The sequence below is a fragment of the Stenotrophomonas sp. YJH_SMC_33 genome (genome assembly GCF_059372295.1).
In genome coordinates this window covers 301,419-316,002 of sequence record NZ_JCAFVJ010000003.1, presented here as the reverse complement: position 1 = coordinate 316,002, position 14,584 = coordinate 301,419, and the positions used below count along the sequence as shown (strand labels likewise).

16 protein-coding genes are annotated in these 14,584 nt (G+C 66.0%); 10 read left to right on the top strand and 6 right to left on the bottom strand.

Annotated features, from left to right (window positions below):
* The first annotated feature begins 117 nt into the window (after window positions 1–117).
* Complete coding sequence (locus AC5P9W_RS08185; RefSeq protein WP_005410289.1) at window positions 118–612, top strand: glycine zipper 2TM domain-containing protein; 495 nt, start codon at window positions 118–120, stop codon at window positions 610–612.
* 73 nt (window positions 613–685) lie between these two features.
* Here the strand turns inward: AC5P9W_RS08185 and AC5P9W_RS08180 are convergent, their stop codons facing one another.
* Window positions 686–895 (bottom strand): cold-shock protein, encoded by a 210-nt coding sequence (locus AC5P9W_RS08180; protein WP_005410290.1) that lies wholly within the window; start codon window positions 893–895, stop codon window positions 686–688.
* A 247-nt stretch (window positions 896–1,142) separates the two neighbouring features.
* Between AC5P9W_RS08180 and AC5P9W_RS08175 the strand changes: the two genes are divergently transcribed.
* The 3 genes from AC5P9W_RS08175 (at window position 1,143) to arsC (ending at window position 3,231) form a co-directional block, all read left to right on the top strand.
* Window positions 1,143–1,616, top strand: a complete 474-nt coding sequence (locus tag AC5P9W_RS08175; RefSeq protein WP_495219040.1) for a DUF456 domain-containing protein — start codon at window positions 1,143–1,145, stop codon at window positions 1,614–1,616.
* A gap of 119 nt (window positions 1,617–1,735) precedes the next feature.
* A complete protein-coding gene (locus AC5P9W_RS08170; RefSeq protein WP_019660427.1) occupies window positions 1,736–2,890 on the top strand; it encodes a phospholipase A in 1,155 nt (384 codons plus the stop codon).
* Window positions 2,890–3,231 (top strand): arsenate reductase (glutaredoxin), encoded by a 342-nt coding sequence (gene arsC / locus AC5P9W_RS08165; RefSeq protein WP_019660428.1) that lies wholly within the window; start codon window positions 2,890–2,892, stop codon window positions 3,229–3,231. Before AC5P9W_RS08170 ends, arsC begins: the two co-directional genes overlap by 1 nt.
* A gap of 100 nt (window positions 3,232–3,331) precedes the next feature.
* On the opposite strand, the gene AC5P9W_RS08160 is transcribed toward arsC, so the two are convergent.
* From AC5P9W_RS08160 to AC5P9W_RS08145, 4 genes are all read right to left on the bottom strand, one after another.
* Complete coding sequence (locus AC5P9W_RS08160; RefSeq protein WP_019660429.1) at window positions 3,332–3,967, bottom strand: glutathione S-transferase family protein; 636 nt, start codon at window positions 3,965–3,967, stop codon at window positions 3,332–3,334.
* Between the two features lie 56 nt (window positions 3,968–4,023).
* Complete coding sequence (locus AC5P9W_RS08155; protein WP_019660430.1) at window positions 4,024–4,359, bottom strand: hypothetical protein; 336 nt, start codon at window positions 4,357–4,359, stop codon at window positions 4,024–4,026.
* 74 nt (window positions 4,360–4,433) lie between these two features.
* Window positions 4,434–4,829 carry a hypothetical protein gene (locus AC5P9W_RS08150; protein WP_111099277.1) on the bottom strand — a complete coding sequence of 132 codons (396 nt, stop codon included), beginning with the start codon at window positions 4,827–4,829 and terminating at the stop codon, window positions 4,434–4,436.
* Between the two features lie 117 nt (window positions 4,830–4,946).
* Window positions 4,947–6,464 (bottom strand): fumarate hydratase, encoded by a 1,518-nt coding sequence (locus AC5P9W_RS08145; protein ID WP_019660432.1) that lies wholly within the window; start codon window positions 6,462–6,464, stop codon window positions 4,947–4,949.
* A gap of 147 nt (window positions 6,465–6,611) precedes the next feature.
* On the opposite strand from AC5P9W_RS08145, the gene AC5P9W_RS08140 reads away from it, so the two are divergent.
* The 5 genes from AC5P9W_RS08140 (at window position 6,612) to AC5P9W_RS08120 (ending at window position 11,762) form a co-directional block, all read left to right on the top strand.
* Window positions 6,612–7,508, top strand: a complete 897-nt coding sequence (locus AC5P9W_RS08140; protein WP_111099275.1) for an RNA polymerase sigma-70 factor — start codon at window positions 6,612–6,614, stop codon at window positions 7,506–7,508.
* Window positions 7,509–7,544: 36 nt separating this feature from the next.
* Entirely contained in the window at window positions 7,545–7,994 is a 450-nt protein-coding gene (locus AC5P9W_RS08135) for a carboxymuconolactone decarboxylase family protein (protein ID WP_019660434.1), read from the top strand.
* A 368-nt stretch (window positions 7,995–8,362) separates the two neighbouring features.
* On the top strand, window positions 8,363–10,234 hold the full coding sequence (locus tag AC5P9W_RS08130) for an ABC transporter ATP-binding protein (RefSeq protein ID WP_111098440.1): 1,872 nt from the start codon (window positions 8,363–8,365) through the stop codon (window positions 10,232–10,234).
* Between the two features lie 80 nt (window positions 10,235–10,314).
* The gene (locus AC5P9W_RS08125) at window positions 10,315–11,094 is read left to right on the top strand and encodes a ferredoxin--NADP reductase (protein WP_019660436.1); all 780 of its coding nucleotides are present in this window, start codon (window positions 10,315–10,317) and stop codon (window positions 11,092–11,094) included.
* Window positions 11,095–11,204: 110 nt separating this feature from the next.
* Window positions 11,205–11,762: a TlpA disulfide reductase family protein gene (locus AC5P9W_RS08120; RefSeq protein ID WP_242542475.1), complete on the top strand. Its 558-nt coding sequence runs from the start codon at window positions 11,205–11,207 to the stop codon at window positions 11,760–11,762.
* A gap of 34 nt (window positions 11,763–11,796) precedes the next feature.
* On the opposite strand, the gene AC5P9W_RS08115 is transcribed toward AC5P9W_RS08120, so the two are convergent.
* Window positions 11,797–12,276: a glutathione peroxidase gene (locus AC5P9W_RS08115; RefSeq protein WP_111104338.1), complete on the bottom strand. Its 480-nt coding sequence runs from the start codon at window positions 12,274–12,276 to the stop codon at window positions 11,797–11,799.
* Window positions 12,277–12,406: 130 nt separating this feature from the next.
* Here AC5P9W_RS08115 and AC5P9W_RS08110 point away from each other — a divergent pair, with 130 nt between their 5' ends.
* A complete protein-coding gene (locus tag AC5P9W_RS08110) occupies window positions 12,407–14,572 on the top strand; it encodes a M3 family metallopeptidase (protein ID WP_155029833.1) in 2,166 nt (721 codons plus the stop codon).
* The last annotated feature ends 12 nt before the right edge of the window (window positions 14,573–14,584 follow it).

Sequence of the window (14,584 nt, the reverse complement as noted above, 5' to 3'; positions counted from 1 at the left end):
CGGGCAAGGGCTGCGCGGTTGGCGCCTTGTTCACGTTCAAAAGGGGACGATTCGTCCACCCTGCTGCACGACGCAGTACCACCCAACGCACCCGCCTTCACGGCCAGGAGACGCCCCATGAAGATCCAGCTCATTGCCGCCAGCGCCATCGCTACCCTCGCCCTGGCTGGCTGTGCCACCTCCCCCGGCTATGGCGGTGGCGGCTACAACAACGGCTACAACAACGGCGGCTACGGCAACAACGGCGGCTACAACCAGGGCCGTTGTGCCGACTGCGGCATCGTCACCCGCATCAACACGGTGCCCTCGGGCCGCACTGCGCCCAGCGCGACCGGCGCGATCCTCGGCGGCATCGTCGGCGCGGTGGCTGGCCACGAGATCTCCGACCACACCGGCGGCAGCCGTGGCAACAAGAACATCGCCGCCGCTGCGGGCGCGGTCGGCGGCGCGCTGGCGGGCAACCAGATCCAGAAGAACGTCACCAGCGATACCTACGACATCAGCGTGCGCATGGACGATGGCCGCACCATCGTGGTCAACCAGCGCGACCTCGGCGGCATCCGCGAAAACACCTACGTGCGCGTAGTCAACGGCAAGGTCATCCTGCGCTGATCTGCACCGGGCCGATCGCAAAGAAAAAGGCCCGCTTGCGCGGGCCTTTTTCATGCGACGGCTTGCAGCGCGATCAGGTCGGCTGCACGGCGTCGGCCTGCAGGCCTTTCTGGCCCTGCACGACGGTGAAGGTGACCTTCTGGCCTTCCTTCAGGCTCTTGAAGCCCTGGGTCTGGATGGCGCGGAAGTGCACGAACACGTCTTCGCCGTTTTCACGGCTGATGAAGCCGAAGCCCTTCGCATCGTTGAACCACTTGACGGTACCGGTCTCGCGATCAGACATCTCACTAACTCCCTGGTGACTCTCTCTTGTTGTTGGAAACGCCTGGTGGGCGGCTGACAAGCAAGGGGGAAGCGAGGTGCATCGATGCAGCGGATCGGGAAGATCTTGCTTCATCAGGCCACGATCCACGGTGACCTTGCCAAGCTCAGCGACTGCAACTTAACCCGCCCAAAACGAAAAAGCAACTGGCAAAATCTTTCACTGTCAACCCCAAAACGGCCACCATACGGGACAGCATGGGACTCTCATTCATCTTGTATCTGCTATCGGTCATTTTGTCCTCGCCGGCATCGCGGGCATCATCCTCCCGGCCCTGCCCGGCATCCCGCTGGTGTTCATCGGACTGCTGCTGGCGGCCTGGGCGGACGGCTTCGTCCACGTCGGCTGGCCGACCCTGGTTGCGCTGGGCGTACTGACCGTGCTCTCGCTGCTGGCGGACGTGCTGGCCACCGTAGTGGGTGCACAGCGGGTGGGTGCCAGCCGCAAGGCGCTGTGGGGCACCTTCGCCGGCAGCATCGTGGGGCTGTTCTTCATGCCCATCGGCCTGTTTGCGGGCCCACTGCTCGGCGCCCTGCTCGGCGAGTACTGGCACACCCGCGAGCTGGGCCGCTCGACCAGGGTGGGACTGGCCACCTGGCTCGGCATCCTGCTCGGCCTGGCGCTGAAACTGGCCGTAGTGATCGCGATGCTTGGCCTGTTCGCCTTCGCGTGGTTCCTGTAATCGGCACCGCCTTCACGCCGCACGCACGCGGTGGGCGTGCATAAACCGTGGGGGCTGGCCGCGACCCGGTACAGCCGCCACACTGTGCGACTCCCGTATTCACCGAAGGGCCTGCTGGAATGACCCTCCCCCCGCTGCTTCCCCGCCTCGCACCGCTGGCGCTGGCCTTGGCCAGTGCTCCGCTCGCTGCGCAGGAGTTCGCGCCCAGCGCCGAAGCCTCGCCGGCCGCATGTGCGGCGATTACCACAGACGCTGCCCGCCTGGCCTGTTATGACCGGCAGTTCGGGCGCTCCGCGCAGTCCACCGCCGAGGCCGACGCTGCCGCCGAGGCAGCAGCACAGGCCCGTCGCGAAGAACGACAGACTGCACGCGTAAGCCAGGGCGAAGAGAAACTGCGCGAGCGGGTCAGTGATCTGCTCCGCCCAGCAGAGCCCGACAGCGCGCTGGCAAACGCTGGCCGGGGCTCACTGCTGGACAGCCGCTGGGAACTGGCCGAAGACTCCAAGCTCGGCCCGTTCCAGCTGCGCGCCTACAAGCCGGTGTACCTGCTGCCTGCGTTCTGGACCAGCGACCGCAACACCACACCGCATTCGCCGAATCCGGCCAACACGGTCACCACGCCGCAGGTGCTGGACAGTGCCGAGCTGAAGTTCCAGATCAGTTTCAAGACCAAGATCGCCGAAAACCTGTTCGGCGACAACGGCGACATCTGGGCCGGCTACACCCAGAGCTCGCGCTGGCAGGCCTACAACAGCGAGGATTCGCGCCCCTTCCGCGAAACCAATTACGAACCGGAAGTGATGATGGTCTTCCGCAACGGCTACTCGATCGGTGGCTGGCGCGGGCGCATGACCGGCATCGCGCTGAACCACCAGTCCAATGGCCGGGCCGACCCACTGTCGCGCAGCTGGAACCGGGTCATGCTCAACATCGGCCTGGACCGCGAGAACTGGGCGCTGGTGCTGCGCCCCTGGTACCGCATCCCGGAAACCCGCAGCGATGACAACAACCCGGACATCGAGGATTACATGGGCCGCGGTGACGCGACCCTGACCTGGAACCGCAACGGCCACGAAGTCTCGTTGATGGCACGCCATTCGCTGCGCACCGGCAGCCGCTCGCACGGCGCCCTGCAGCTGGATTACGGCTTCCCGATCAGCAACCTGCTGCGCGGCCATGTGCAGGTCTTCGACGGCTACGGCGAAAGCCTGATCGATTACAACCACAAGGCCACCTACGTGGGCGTGGGTGTGTCCCTGCTGGAGTGGTTCTGATGGACGTGACGATCTGGCACAACCCGGCCTGCAGCAACTCGCGCGGCGCACTGAAGCTGATCCGCGATGCAGGCTTCGATCCGGAGGTGATCGAATACCTGGGCAACCCACCCGATGCGGCCACGCTGCGCCAGGTGCTGGCCGAATCCGGACTGGACGCGCGGGCGCTGGTGCGCAACAAGGAGGCGCAGTTCACCGAACTTGGCCTGGAGGATGCGGACGAGGCCACGCTGCTGGCCGCGATGGCCGAACACCCGCGGCTGATCAACCGCCCCGTGGTGCGCACGCCCAAGGGTACACGGCTGTGCCGGCCGCCGGAAACGGTGCTGGAGATCCTGTAACCCGCACTGCCAGAGCCGAGCCCTGGCCGGCTGCTGCCCGGCTGCTGCTCGCGTGCCACCCGTGAATGCAGCCGAGCGTGGCTCGGCGCTGCAGAACGGGCTACTGCCAGTCGGTGATGCCCTCGCGGCGATACACCTCGGCGAACGCCGGGCGCGCCTTCATCGACGTGGCATGCGCCTTCAGCGCCGGCCAGGTGTCGCTGGGCCTCGGCATGTTGCGCGACCAGCGCATCAGCATCACCAGCATGTAGTCGGCCACGCAGGGCGTGGCGCCCAGCAGGTAGGGGCCATGTGCATGCAGGTGCGCGGCCACATGCTGCCAGGCCGCTTCCAGGCGCTGCCGTGCCATCCCGCGGCTGGCCTCGATATTCGCCTCGCCCGCCATTTCGTGTGGATAGAACCATGCTCGATAGGCCGGCTGCAGCGTATTGGCACACCAGAACATCCAACGGTAGGCATCGGCGCGCTGCGGTGTGCCCAGCGCGGGCAGCAGGTTGGCGTCCGGATGACGATCAGCCAGGTACAGTGCAATGGCCGCCGCTTCGGTCAGTACCAGGCCATCGATCAGCAGCGTCGGCACCACGCCAGCAGGGTTCAGTGCCAGGTACTCGGCCGACTTGTGCTCGCGTGCGTCGAAATCCAGCAGCACCAGTTCGTGCTCGATGCCGAGTTCGATCAGCAGCCAGTGCACCACCAGGGCGGCGGTGCTGGTCGAACCATACAGCGTGGTGCTCATGCGCAAGTCCCGGGTGGATGAATCGGCCGATTATGCCCTGCACGGGCAATCGTTGCTCAGCCGCAGCGGCTCATGCAGGTATCGCGGCCTTCGCTACAGGACATGATCGGCGTGCGTATCGCGCAGTCGTGTGTCTTCAGTTCACAGGAACGGCGCAGTTCGGGATTGGCAACGTCCTTGCAGCGTTTGTCCGGCGCCGGCACCATCTGTTGTTCGCAGCTGAAGTCGTTGCTGCCGATACTCCCCCGCGCCATGCAGCTCCGATAATCGGCCTGACATTGCACGCGGCACTGCGAGGAGGCGGAGAAATCCGCACCTTCATAGGAGGACGTTGTGCTGCAGCCGGCCAGGACCAGCAGGAATACAGTCGCGACGGATCGATGCAGGCGCATGGGCACATCCAGTGCAGGGATGTGCCGACCCTAGCAGACTACGGTTACTCGTGCAGGCCCGACGCGCGCCCCGATCAGTACACGGGAACACCGGTGTCGGTGCGAACGTCATTCACGGTGCCGCCGCAGGAGAGCAGGCATTGGGCGTACGGAGCGCCGCATGAAGGAAGCACCGGGGGACCGCAGTAGTTGCCGGCACCGTTGCCCCCTTCGCAGTTGTGCCGCTGCTTGTCATCGGCGATATCACTGCAACGGCTGATGACCCGGCTCTTCTCGCTTTCGCAGCTGCGCTGATCCGACTCGGCAAGGGCGCGGTTGTGGAAGTCGCACGTTGCCTTCCGGTTCTCGCAGACCGACGCGCAGATCTTCCCCGCTTCGTGGGTGGGAGGCTCGACGAAGTAACGTGGCCCGCAGGCGCTGCACGCCAGCGCAGCGACCAGCAACACGAAAACACGCGGCAACTGCAGCACGATGGACTCCCTTCCAGAACGCCAGCCAGTACGTTAGCAGAGCAGGCCACGCGCAGGCAGGCTGCACACAACAACGGCGCCACACGGGCGCCGTTGTCTGAACACTGGGCGGAAGGATTACTCCACCACCACCGGAATCTTGCCGATACGGGCCTGCCATTCGCGCGGGCCGGTCTTGTGCACCGATTCGCCGGTGGAATCGACGGCCACGGTCACGGGCATGTCCTGCACGGTGAACTCGTAGATCGCTTCCATGCCCAGGTCGGCGAAACCGACCACCTTGGCCGCCTTGATCGCCTTGGACACCAGGTAGGCCGAACCACCAACGGCCATCAGGTAGGCCGACTTGTGCTTCTTGATCGCTTCGATGGCGGCCGGGCCGCGCTCGGCCTTGCCGACCATGCCCAGCAGGCCGGTCTGCGCCAGCACCTGCTCGGTGAACTTGTCCATGCGGGTCGCCGTGGTCGGGCCGGCCGGGCCCACCACTTCGTCGCGCACAGGATCTACCGGGCCGACGTAGTAGATGAAGCGGCCCTTCAGATCCACCGGCAGTTCCTCGCCCTTGTTGAGCATGTCGACCATGCGCTTGTGCGCGGCGTCGCGGCCGGTCAGCAGCTTGCCGTTGAGCAGCAGGGTCTGGCCCGGCTTCCAGCTGGCCACGTCTTCCGGGGTGATCGTGTCCAGGTCCACGCGGGTGCCCTTGGACGCGTCATAGGTCAGCTTCGGCCAGTCTTCCAGCGACGGCGGGTCCAGCATCACCGGGCCGCTGCCATCCAGGGTGAAGTGCGCATGGCGGGTGGCCGCGCAGTTCGGGATCATGGCCACCGGCAGGTTGGCCGCGTGGGTCGGGTAATCCTTGATCTTGATGTCGAGCACGGTGGTCAGGCCCCCCAGGCCCTGCGCACCAATGCCAAGCGCGTTGACCTTCTCGTACAGCTCCAGGCGCAGCTCTTCAATGCGGTTGGACGCGCCCCGGGCCTGCAGTTCGGTGATGTCGATCGGCTCCATCAACGCTTCCTTGGCCAGCAGCATCGCCTTCTCGGCGGTGCCACCGATGCCGATGCCGAGCATGCCCGGCGGGCACCAGCCGGCGCCCATGGTCGGCACGGTCTTCAGCACCCAGTCGACGATGGAGTCGGACGGGTTGAGCATGGCGAACTTGGTCTTCGCTTCCGAACCACCGCCCTTGGCGGCGACGATCACGTCGACGGTGTTGCCCGGCACCACCTTGACGTTGACCACGCCCGGAGTGTTGTCCTTGGTATTGATGCGCTTGCCGGCCGGATCAGCCAGCACAGAGGCGCGCAGCTTGTTGTCCGGGTGCATGTAGGCGCGGCGAACGCCCTCATTGGCCATCTCTTCCACGCCCATGGTGGCGTCGTCCCAGCGCACGTCCATGCCGATTTCCAGGAACACGGTGACGATGCCGGTGTCCTGGCAGATCGGACGGTGGCCTTCGGCGCACATGCGCGAATTGATCAGGATCTGCGCCATCGCCTCCTTCGCGGCCGGCGACTCCTCGCGCTCGTAGGCGGCGGCAAGGTTCTTGATGTAGTCGACCGGGTGGTAGTACGAGATGTACTGCAGCGCGTCGGCGATGGACTGGATGAGGTCTTCCTGCTTGATCGATGTCACGTCTTGCTCGCTTGCTCGAGGCTGGCGGGGTAATCCGCCCATTTTACCCCCTCCCCCGGCCGCGGGGGTGGTAGTGCCGGCCGCCGGCCGGCACTATCCGCGCAAGCCCTCTGTCACGCCATGCGCCACTGCGGCGTCCTTGCCCACATGAACGCTGAAACCGCTTTCCAGACCCACCGCCCGCGCCTGATGGCCCTGGCCTACCGCCTGCTCGGCAGCCGCGCCGACGCCGAAGACGTGGTCCAGGACGCCTGGCTGCGCTGGTCCGGCGCCGATCCTGCCAGCGTCCGCGACCCCGAGGCCTGGCTGGTCACCACCACCACCCGGCTCGGCCTGGACCGGCTGCGTGCGGCCAAGCGCGAGCGCGCGCACTATGTCGGGCCGTGGCTGGCCGAGCCGCTGGCCGTCACGCTGGAGCCTGACCCGGCGCCCGGCCCGGCCCAGCTGCATGCGCTGGCCGACGATGTCTCGGTGGCCTTCCTGACCTTGCTCGAACAACTCGGCCCCGAAGAACGCGCCGCCTTCCTGCTGAAAGAGGCGTTCGACCACGACTATCGCGAGATCGCCGAGCTGATCGGTCACAGCGAGGCCAACTGCCGGCAGATGGTGCACCGTGCCCGGCAACGCCTGCTGGCCCGGCGGCCGCGCTTCAACGCCGATGCCAGCCAGCACCGGCAGCTGCTGGCGCGCTTCATGGACGCCTCGCAGCGCGGCGACAGCGAGGCGATCCAAGCGCTGCTGCACGCCAACGCGCAACTGGTCTCCGACGGTGGCGGCGTGGTTACCGCAGCGATCCGCCCACTGCTGGGTGCCGAGCGCATCGGCCGCCTGTTCTGGGCCATCGCCCGCCGTGGCGCGGTGCATCCGGCCCACCTGGGCTGCGTCAATGGCGAGCCGGCGATTCTGCGCTTCCAGGGCGACCACCTGCACTCGATCACCACCATCGAAGTGGTCGATGGCCGCATCGCCAACGTGTACAGCGTGTTGAATCCGGAGAAGCTGCCGGACGTTGTCACGCGCGGCGACGGTACGGCGTCCTGGTAGTGAAAGGCGGCCACTGTGGCCGCCGTGGAGCCCACGATGTCGAACCATGCCTCTCCCCGCGTCCCCTACACCCGCCTGGCCGCCGAGGCCTTCAAGGGCCTGCTGGCCACCAGCCAGGCGGTGCATGACAGCTCGGTCGATCCGACCCTGATGGAACTGGTGTTCCTGCGCGTGTCGCAGCTCAACGGCTGCGGCTACTGCATGGACATGCACGGCACTGCGCTGCGCAAGGGCGGCATCGAGCCGCGCAAGCTCGATACGCTGCCCGCCTGGCACGAAAGCCGCTTCTTTGATGCCCGTGAACGTGCGGCGCTGGGCTGGGCCGAGGCGCTGACCCGGCTGACCGACGGTGCGCCGTCGCAGGCGGCGTTCGATGCACTGGCACCGCACTTCGATGAGAAGGGCATCAGTGACCTGAGCATGGGCATTGCGGTGATCAATGCGTGGAACCGGCTGGGTGCAGGGTTGCTGCCGCCGCTGCCGTAAAAGGGGCCTGTTGGCCGGGCTGCCGCCCGGCACCCGCAGAGGCCAGAGCAACAGCTGGAGCAACGGCAGAAGCTGGCTCTTCTGCGGGTTGGCAGGGTGGGTCAGGTCGCAGGGGACGCTGCAAGTACGTCCATGTAAGCTCGGTCGCCGCATCCGTGCGGCTCACGCCCCTGCGACCTGACCCACCCCGCCCTCGACAGACTTCTACTGCTGTTGGCAGGTGTCGACCTTGGTCGACACGGTAGATCCACGCCATGCGTGGATACGGGGGGCTGGATCAGATCCCTTTGCAAAGGGATCTGATCCCGGTGCCGGCCACACGGCTGCACTGACCCCATCTGCACGCGTCCGACGCGCACAATACGCGCATGCCTGCTACCCCCACCGCTGGCGCTGACGCCGCGAAGAAACCCAGCCTGCGCCAGCGCTTCAGGGCGATGCGCAACCTGCCGCCTTTCCTGCGCATGGTCTGGCAGACCAGTCCCGTCCTGACCCTCGCCAGCCTTGGGCTGCGCCTGATCCGTGCGCTGCTGCCGGTGGCAATGCTGTACGTCGGCAAGCTGATCATCGACAGCGCCCTGCACCTGAGCCAGCACGATGCCGGCTTCCCGCCGCTGGGCGAAGCGCTGTCCAGTGGTCTGCTCAACCCACTGCTGGGCCTGCTGGCGCTGGAATTCGGCCTGGCCATCGGCTCGGACCTGCTCGGCCGCCTGGTCAGCTACGCCGATGCCCTGCTCTCGGAGCTGTTCGCCAACGTCACCAGCATCCGGCTGATGGAACACGCGGCAACGCTGGATCTGGAGGACTTCGAGGATCCGGACCTGCAGGACAAGCTGGACCGTGCGCGGCGCCAGACCATGGGCCGGATGAACCTGATGAGCCAGCTGTTCGGCCAGGTACAGGACGCGATCACCGTAGCCAGCCTCGCCGTTGGCCTGCTGGTCTACGCACCGTGGCTGATCCTGCTGCTGGCGCTGGCACTGGTGCCGGCCTTCATCGGCGAATCGCACTTCAACGCGGCCGGTTACAGCCTCAACTTCCAATGGACGCCCGAGCGCCGCCAGCTCGACTACCTGCGCCAGCTCGGTGCCAGCGTGGAAACGGCCAAGGAAGTGAAGATCTACAACCTGCACCGCTTCCTGGTGGAACGCTACCGGCGGCTGTCGGTGGCGCTGTTCCAGGCCAACCGTGCACTGGCCCGGCGCCGCGCGTTCTGGGGCACGCTGCTGGCTGCACTGGGCACGCTGGGGTACTACACCGCCTACGCCTACATCGCGTGGCGCACGGTGCGCGGCGACTTTTCGATCGGCGACCTGACCTTCCTCGCCGGCAGCTTCCTGCGCCTGCGCCAGCTGCTGGAAGGCCTGCTGATCGGCTTCTCGCAGGTCGCCAGCCAGGCGCTGTATCTGGATGACCTGTTCTCGTTCTTCCAGATCGAGCCGGAAATCCACTCGCGTGAAGGCGCCGTGCGCGTGCCGCAGCCAATCCGCCAGGGCTTCGTGTTCGAGAACGTCGGCTTCCGCTATCCCGATGCCGAACAGTGGGCGGTGCGCCATCTGGATTTCCAGCTGTACGCAGGTGAAGTGCTGGCCCTGGTCGGCGAGAACGGCGCCGGCAAGACCACGCTGGTGAAACTGCTGGCACGGCTGTACGAGCCGGACGAAGGCCGGATCCTGCTCGATGGCCGCGATCTGCGCGACTACGACCTGGACGACCTGCGCGCCAACCTCGGGGTGATCTTCCAGGACTTCGTGCGCTACAACCTCAGCGCGGGCGAGAACATCGGCGTTGGCCAGGTCGAGGCGATGGACGACCAGGCGCGCATTGCCGACGCCGCAAGGCGCGGCATGGCCGAGGAAGTGATCGAGGACCTGCCCGGTGGCTACGACCAGCAGATCGGCCGGCGCTTCAAGCAGGGCGTGGACCTGTCCGGCGGCCAATGGCAGAAGATCGCCATCGCGCGCGCATGGATGCGCGATGCGCAGGTCATGATCCTGGATGAGCCAACCGCAGCGCTGGATGCGCGCAGCGAGTTCGAGGTGTTCCAGCGGTTCAGGGAACTGGCGGATAATCGCACCGCAGTGCTGATTTCCCACCGCTTTTCCTCCGTACGCATGGCCGACCGCATCCTGGTCCTGGCCGACGGCCGGATCGAGGCCAGCGGCACCCACGCGCAGCTGATGGCACAGGGTGGCCGCTACGCCGAGCTGTTCGAGCTGCAGGCGGCGGGTTATCGCTGAGAACGCCTCTCGTTCTGCCCAATGAGAACCTGTCTCATTTGAGATAGAATCACCCCCGACGACTTTTGATAGATACGCCCATGTCCACCGCTTTTGGCGCCGAAACGGTGCTTGAGGTCCGCCACTGGACCGACGCCTACTTCAGTTTCACCACCACCCGCGACAGCGGCTTCCGCTTCGAGAACGGCCAGTTCGTGATGATCGGCCTGGAAACCGAGGCGCGCCCGTTGCTGCGTGCCTACTCCATCGCCAGTGCCAACTGGGAAGAGCAGCTGGAGTTCTTCAGCATCAAGGTGCAGGACGGCCCGCTGACCTCGCGCCTGCAGCACATCAAGCCGGGCGACAAGGTGCTGGTCGGCAAGAAGCCCACCGGCACCCTGCTGATCAGCGACCTGCACCCCGGCAGGAACCTGTACCTGCTGGGCACCGGCACCGGCCTGGCGCCGTGGCTGTCAGTGATCAAGGACCCGGAAACCTACGAGCGCTTCGAGAAGGTGATCCTGTGCCACGGCGTGCGCTACGAGAAGGACCTGGCCTATCGCGATTACTTCGAGAAGGAACTGCGTGAGCACGAGTTCCTCGGCGACATGATCGGCGACAAGCTGCTGTACTACCCGGCTGTCACCCGCGAGCCCTTCGCCAACCAGGGCCGCCTGACCTCGCTGATGGAAAGCGGCCAGATGCAGCGCACCCTCGGCCTGCCGGAACTGAGCCCGGAGAACGACCGCGCGATGATCTGCGGCAGCCCGCAGATGCTGGCCGACCTGCGCACCGTGCTCGACGCGCGTGGCTTCCAGGTTTCGCCGCGCATCGGCCAGCCGGGCCACTATGTCTTCGAGCGCGCGTTCGTCGAGAAGTAAAGCGCGGGGCACCGACCCCGCCTCTGCACCCGACCTGTTGCATACCCTGCGCATTGCCGGCATGGTCCGCCACACACGGGCCGATGGCCCTCTTGGGGAATACACGGATGATGGACACATGGATCCCGCACCGGATGCGGGCGTGGGCGATTGCCGGTCTTCTGCTGGCGGCGGCTCCGGCGTGGGCTGCGCCGCCCGACCGTGGCGATGTGCCGCCGCAGGCACTGGGCAACGACCGCAAGGGCAATCCGGTCAATCTGGCCGAGCAGCGCGGCAAGGTCGTGATCGTGACCTTCTGGGCCTCCTGGTGCGGCCCCTGCCGCAAGGAACTTCCGATCCTGGCCCATCTGCAACAGGTGGTCGGCGAGGACGCGTTGAAGGTCTACGCGGTCAACTGGGGCGAACGCCGACTGGAAGTCAGCCGTCTGATCCGTCAGCGCGACTGGCCGAAGCTGGAGTACCTGCATGATCCCGGCGGCGCGCTGGCCGAGCAATTCGGCATCGTCGCAGTACCCCACATGTTCATCGTCGGCCGCGACGGCACCGTCGCCCATGCCCACCGCGGCTACAGCGAGGCCAGCCTGCCGCAGATCATGCAACAGGTGATCGATGCACTGCCGGAAGAAGTGCGCAACCGCGAGGCAGGCGCAGCAGCGCTGGGGCACTGACTACATACATCGCCTCCTGCGCGAACAAGGCGTGTTACAGCAGCGCTTCGATCTCGTCGCGCAGCTGCTCCGGCCTGGTGGTGGGCGCATGCCGCGACACCACCCGCCCCTGGCGATCGACCAGGAACTTGCTGAAATTCCACTTGATGCGGGCGCTACCCAGCAGGCCGCGCTTCTCGCGTGACAGCCAGGCCCACAACGGATCAGCCCCCTCGCCGTTGACCTCGATCTTCTCCGACAGCGGGAAGCTGACCGGATAATCCAGCGAACAGAACTGGCGGATCTGCGCGGCGTCGCCGGGCTCCTGCGCGCCGAACTGGTTGCATGGGAAGCCGATCACCACCAGGCCACGCTCACGGTAGTTCTGCCACAACTGTTCCAGCCCGGTGTACTGCGGGGTGAAGCCACAACGGCTGGCGACATTGACCAGCAACAAGGGACGGCCCCGGTACTGATCCAGCGCCTGCGGCTGGCCGTCGAGGTCACGGAAGCTGAAATCGTAGGCGCTGGTCATGATGGCGGGCCGTGGGCGGTGGATGCATGGTACCCGCGCCCGGCCCCGGCAACATGCCTTTTGACACAAGTGCCAGCGCCGCCGGCCGGGTTACCCTCGGGCCCTTGTTTGCCTTACCGGAGTTCCTACCTTGACCACTCGCCTTGCCCTTGCCGTGGCCATGTCCCTCGGCCTTGCCCTGCCCGCCTTCTCGGCCGGCGCCGCCCCGGCCGCCAGCAGCACCGCCCAGCAGGCCAATCCGTTCTTCGCCGAAAGCCCGTTGCCGCTGCACTTCCCACAGTTCGACAGGATCAAGGACAGCGACTTCGCCCCGGCCTTCGACGCCGGCATGGCTCAGCAGCTGAAGGAAGTGGAAGCGATCGCCAACAACAAGGCCAAGCCGACCTTCGACAACACCATCATCGCCCTGGAGAAGAGCGGTGACATCCTCGACCGTGCGACCACCGTGTTCTTCAGCCTGGTCGGCGCCGACACCAATGACACCCGCAAGAAGCTGCAGGCCGACTACTCGGCGAAGTTCGCCGCGCACAGCGATGCGATCGCGCTGAACGGCAAGCTGTTCGCCCGCATCCAGGCGCTGTATGACACCCGCAGCCAGCTGGGCCTGGACGCCGAAGGCGTGCGCCTGGTCGAGAAGTACTACGACAACTACGTGCGCGCCGGCGCCAAGCTGTCCGAGGCCGACAAGGCCAAGCTGAAGGAGATGAACGCCGAACTGGCCAGCCTGGGCACCAGGTTCAGCCAGAACGTGCAGTCGGAAGTGAACGCCTCGGCGATCACCGTCGACGACGTCAAGGAACTGGACGGGCTGTCCAAGGAGCAGATCGCCGCCGCCGCCGAAGCCGCCAAGGCCCGGGGCCTGGAAGGCAAGTATGTAATCACCCTGCTCAACACCACCGGCCAGCCGCCGCTGACCAACCTGGCCAACCGCGCCCTGCGCCAGAAGATCTACGAAGCGTCGGTCAGCCGCGGCAGCCGCGGCGGTGAGTTCGACAACACCGCGCTGGTTTCGCGCATCATGCAGCTGCGTGCCGACAAGGCCAAGCTGATGGGCTTCCCGAACTTCGCCGCCTACAACCTGACCAACCAGACCGCCAAGACGCCGGAAGCGGTCAACGCGATGCTGGGCAAGCTGGCCCCGGCCGCGGTGGCCAACGCCAAGCGCGAAGCCGCCGACCTGCAGGCGATGATCGACCAGGAACAGAAGGCCGCAGGCAAGCCGACCTTCAAGCTGGAACCGTGGGACTGGGCCTTCTACAGCGAGAAGGTGCGCCAGGCCAAGTACAACTTCGACGAGTCGCAGCTGAAGCCGTACTTCGAAATGAAGAACGTGCTGGAGAACGGCGTGTTCCATGCCGCCAACCTGGAATTCGGCCTGACCTTCAAGCAGCGCACAGACCTGCCGGTCTACCACGACGACGTGACCGTCTACGACGTGTTCGACGCCGACGGCAGCCAGCTGGCAATCTTCATCTTCGACCCGTACGCACGCGCCTCCAAGCGCGGCGGCGCGTGGATGAACTCCTACGTCTCGCAGTCGAAGCTGACCGGCTTCAAGCCGGTGGTCGCCAATCACCTGAACATCCCGAAGCCGCCGGCCGGCCAGCCGACCCTGCTGACCTGGGACGAGGTGAACACCACCTTCCACGAGTTCGGCCACGCCCTGCACGGCATGTTCTCCAATGTGAAGTACCCGTATTTCTCGGGCACCTCGGTGCCGCGTGACTTCGTCGAGTTCCCCTCGCAGGTGAACGAGATGTGGGCCGACAACCCGGTCATCCTGAAGAACTACGCCAAGCACTACCAGAACGGTTCGGCGATGCCGCAGGCGCTGCTGGACAAGGTGCTGGCGGCGGCCAAGTTCAACCAGGGCTTCGCCACCACCGAGTACCTGGGTGCAGCGATGCTGGACCAGCGCTGGCACCAGATCGGTGCCGACCAGGTGCCGGCCGCCAAGGACGTGATGGCCTTCGAGCGCGCCGCGCTGGAGAAGGACGGCATCTACTACGCGCCGGTGCCGCCGCGCTACAAGACCCCGTACTTCAGCCACATCATGGGTGGCTACTCGGCCGGCTACTACGCCTACATCTGGTCGGAAGTGCTCGACGCCAACACCCAGAAGTGGTTCAAGGACAACGGTGGCCTGAGCCGCAAGAACGGCGACCACTTCCGCGCCACCCTGCTGTCCAAGGGTGGCAGCGTCGACGCGATGCAGCTGTTCCGCGATTTCGCCGGCCACGAGCCGCAGATCGAACCGCTGCTGGAAAAGCGTGGCCTGACCGGCGCCGGCAACTGATCGCCTGCGCGC